The 4,299-nt window shown below is 61.5% G+C and carries 3 protein-coding genes; 1 reads left to right on the forward strand and 2 read right to left on the reverse strand.

What is annotated here, in order from left to right:
* Together xdhA and AC1DT3_RS13280 are read right to left on the reverse strand one after the other, a co-directional pair.
* Nucleotides 1-1,171: xanthine dehydrogenase small subunit (gene xdhA, locus AC1DT3_RS13275; RefSeq protein ID WP_477465722.1), on the reverse strand; the 1,171-nt coding region annotated here is incomplete at its 3' end.
* A 132-nt stretch (nt 1,172-1,303) separates the two neighbouring features.
* Complete coding sequence (locus AC1DT3_RS13280) at nt 1,304-1,747, reverse strand: VOC family protein (RefSeq protein ID WP_477465723.1); 444 nt, start codon at nt 1,745-1,747, stop codon at nt 1,304-1,306.
* Nucleotides 1,748-1,963: 216 nt separating this feature from the next.
* On the opposite strand from AC1DT3_RS13280, the gene pepN reads away from it, so the two are divergent.
* Nucleotides 1,964-4,299, forward strand: a 2,336-nt coding sequence (gene pepN, locus AC1DT3_RS13285) for an aminopeptidase N (RefSeq protein WP_477465724.1), incomplete at its 3' end; no start/stop codon positions are given.

A 4,299-nucleotide genomic window follows, 5' to 3' on the forward strand; every position in this document is an offset into this window, starting at 1 on the left:
GCCTGAAGGCACCCATCACTGCGGAGATATCCTCGTCGAAACGTTTGGCGACCTTGTAAGCACGAAAGACCTCATCGGGTTTCAGCCGTGGGACACTCACGCCGCGGACGAATTCTCCGGTGGCCCGGTCCTGACGGCGATACGCAATGAAAAAATCCTCGAGCGCAATCGCGCGTGTGGTTTCGCCTTTCCGCAAATCGAGCGTCGCGCCGAGCGCGATCAGCGCCGGCGGCAAATCTCCGATCGGAGATCCGTTTGCGATGTTCCCTCCGACCGTTCCAGACGCACGGACCTGTGCCGACCCGAAGCGCCGCATCAGCTCGCCGAGGTCCTCGTCGATCTCGGCCAAGGCGGCGTAGGCGCGCGCATGGGTCACGGTCGCGCCGATCATGACACGATCGTCCGTCGCCGTGAGGCGATCCAGAGACTCGACGCGACCGAGCCATATGATCTTCTTGAGATCGGACATCGCCTTTGTCACCCAAAGACCGACGTCCGTGCAGCCCGCGACCAACGTGGCATCGGGGTGATGTTCGCAAAGGGCAGCGAGGGATTCCTCAGTCGCCGGTGCGGCAAAAAAGCGGTTGGCCGTCCCGACGAACACATCGCTTTTGTCGGCAAGAGACGAAAGCTGCTGCACACGCATCGCCGATGAATCGCTGAACGCGTCCGAGGGCGTTTCAGTACACGCCGCGAGCGCCGCATCCACGATCGGGCGATAACCCGTGCAGCGACACAGATTTCCCGCCAAGGCGTCGTTGACCGCGTCGCGGCCGATCGGTCGTTCGCTCGCGTGATAGAGCGTGAACAGGCTCATCACGATACCCGGGGTACAAAACCCACATTGCGAACCGTGATGATCGACCATGGCCGCCTGCACGGGGTGCAATCCCGATCCGTGGGCGAGATCCTCGACCGTGACGATTTCCGCGCCGTCCGCCTGTCCGAGGAGGAAGATGCAGGCATTGATGGGCTCGTAGACCATTCGCCCATCACGAACCCGACYGACGGCGACCGTGCAGGCGCCACAATCGCCCTCGGCGCAGCCCTCCTTGGTGCCGACGCTTTTTTCCTCGAGCCGCAGATAATCCAGAAGTGTCGTGCGCGGATTGAAGTCCGAAAGCTCGACCGGTCGTCCTCTCCGCAAGAAGCGGATTGCATCACGTCCCACGTCTTCCTCCACCGGGTTGGCCCGGTTCTTGTGATCAGTGGGATAGAATGACCGAGCAGCGGGATTTCGCAATAGGCGAAACACCAGACAAAAAACGGCCCGAATGGGCCGCTTTCCGTAGAAACCAGGACTTTACCAGGTTCCGGTATTCGGCATCGACGCCCAGGGTTCCTGCGGCGGCTTCGACTCGCCCTCCTGCAGAAGCTCGAGCGAGATGTTGTCCGGGGTCCGAACGAAGGCCATGTGACCGTCCCGCGGCGGGCGGTTGATCGTGACTCCGGCATCCATCAGTTTCTGGCAGGTCGCATAGATGTCCTCGACCCGATAGGCGAGATGCCCGAAGTTGCGCGCGCCTTCATATGCGTGCTCGTCCCAATTGTGGGTCAGCTCGAGCAATGGAACCCTTTCGCCTGCGGCGGCGCGCTTCGCATCTTCGTCGGCTGCCAGGAATACAAGCGTAAACCGGCCCTTTTCATTCTCGATCCGGCGGGTTTCCACCATGCCCAGCTTGTTGCAGAAAAAATCGAGGGAATTCTCAAGGTTCGAGACGCGAACCATGGTGTGCAAGTAGTGCATTGTCGTCTCCGCCATTCGGTCGGTTCAGGTGGTGATCAGGCGCAACCCGATTGCATTTCGCCGATCATACTCTAGGTCAGGAACAGTCGCCGCCAAGGTCGTGCATCCTTTATGGGGTTGCCAGGCCTTGGCTTTCCAACGGCATAGCCTACGATCCCAGGCGCTGCCACTCAAATTCCCTCTTGAACGGCTCAGCCGTCCTTTCGAGTCTCCATCATGCGCACCGACACGCCTCAGATCGTCCGTCTCGAAGATTATCGACCGAGCGACTTTCTTATCGATACTGTCGCGCTCGATGTAAGACTTCATCCCACTGAAACCATCGTCAAAGCGACACTCGCCGTGCGCCCGAATGCCGAGGGACGTCGAGACACGCCGCTGATTCTCGACGGCGATGAACTCAACCTCAGGAGCGTGGCGATCGACAATCGTGCGCTGGCGCACGACGCGTATCAGGCGTCGCCGCAAAGCCTGACGATTCTCGCGCCTCCGGCCGGCTCTTTCCTGCTGACCATCGAGACCGTCATCGACCCGACAGCCAACACGAAACTAATGGGCCTGTACCGGTCGAGCGGCAATTACTGCACGCAATGCGAGGCCGACGGCTTTCGCCGAATCACGTATTTCCTCGATCGTCCCGACATTCTCTCGGTCTACACCACGCGGATCGAGGCGGATCGCGATGAGGCGCCCGTCCTTCTCGGCAACGGCAATCCGGTCGAATCAGGATCGGTCCCGGGGACCAATCGGCATTTCGCGGTCTGGCACGATCCGCACCCGAAGCCCTCCTATCTCTTCGCTTTGGTCGGCGGCCGGCTCGGACGGGTCGGCAAAAAGTTCGTCACCATGAGCGGCCGCTCCGTCGACCTCGCGATCTATGTGGAGCCAGGGAAGGAGGATCGCGCCGACTACGCACTCGATGCACTCGAACGCTCGATGCGTTGGGACGAACGGGTTTTCGGCCGCGAGTACGACCTGGACGTCTTCAACATCGTCGCGGTTTCGGACTTCAACATGGGCGCGATGGAGAACAAGGGCCTCAACATCTTCAACGACAAATATGTGCTTGCGAGCGAGAAGACGGCAACCGACGGCGACTATGCCAATATCGAGGCGATCATCGCGCACGAGTATTTCCACAATTGGTCCGGCAATCGCGTCACCTGTCGCGACTGGTTCCAATTGTGTCTGAAGGAAGGACTCACCGTCTTTCGGGACCAGGAGTTTTCGTCCGACGAACGTTCCCGCCCGGTGCATCGGATCTCGGAAGTCAAAGTCTTGCGGGCGCGCCAGTTCTCGGAGGATGCGAGCCCCCTCGCTCATCCGGTTCGCCCGACCCAGTATCGCGAGATCAACAATTTCTACACGGCAACCGTCTATGAGAAGGGCGCCGAAATCATCCGCATGCTGAAAACGATCATCGGCGACGAGGATTTTCGGCGCGGCATGGATCTGTATTTCGATCGTTGCGACGGCACTGCCGCGACCGTGGAGGATTTCCTGAAGGCCTTCGCGGACGTCACCGGCCGCGACCTGTCGGCGTTCGCCAAATGGTACGCGCAAGCCGGCACGCCGCGGGTGACAGTTTCCGGCACCTACGACAGCGATGCCCAGACCTATACGCTGGGGTTCAAACAGGAGACGCCGCCGACCCCCGGTCAGGAAGCCAAGGAGCCGATGGTGCTTCCCATCACGCTCGGGCTCGTGGCCGGGGACGGCAGCCCTGTCGAGGCCGCCTGCAACCGTGTCGACGACCGCGGCGTGTTCATTCTCGATAAGGCCCAGGACAGCATCACGTTCTCGAACGTCACGTCCCGCCCTGTGCCATCTCTCTTCCGCGGCTTCTCGGCTCCCGTGAAGACATCCATCGATCTCGCCGACCGGGACCTTCTGACGCTTCTGAAGCATGACAGCGACGCGTTCAACCGATGGCAGGCGACGCAAAGCATCGCCATGCGGATGCTCGTCCGCCTGTCGAGAGGAGAAGCCGTCGACGAAGGCGATCTTCATGCCTTCGCAACGGCGTTGCGCGGGTTCGTGGAGACGAATGGAGAAGCAGATCCAGCCTTCGCGGCGCTCGTGCTCGCGCTTCCGAGCGAAAACGACATCGCGCAGGAGATCGGCGCGGAGATCGACCCAGACGCCATACACGAGGCCCGCCTTACGCTTCGTCAACGCGTGGGGCGCGAATGCGTCCACGTCCTCGCAACCCTCCACGACGCCTTGACCACCGGAGGAGCCTACAGTCCTGACGCCGCGAGCGCCGGACGGCGTTCACTCCGCAATATTTCCCTCGACCTGATCGCCGCCGCAGACGGCGCGTTGGGCGAAAAGCTCGCCGCGCGGCAATTCGAAGCCGCGACCAACATGACGGATCAGCTTTCCTCGCTCGGCGTGCTGACGACGTTGCCCGGGCAATCCCGCGAGGACGCCCTCGCGACCTTCGAGCGCCGCTACCGCGACGAACCCCTGGTGCTCGACAAGTGGTTTTCGCTCCAAGCCTCGATCCCTGAGACCGGGACGCTCGAACGGGTGCGACGCCTGATGCGGCA

It is taken from the genome of Microvirga sp. P4_G7 (assembly GCF_056401005.1).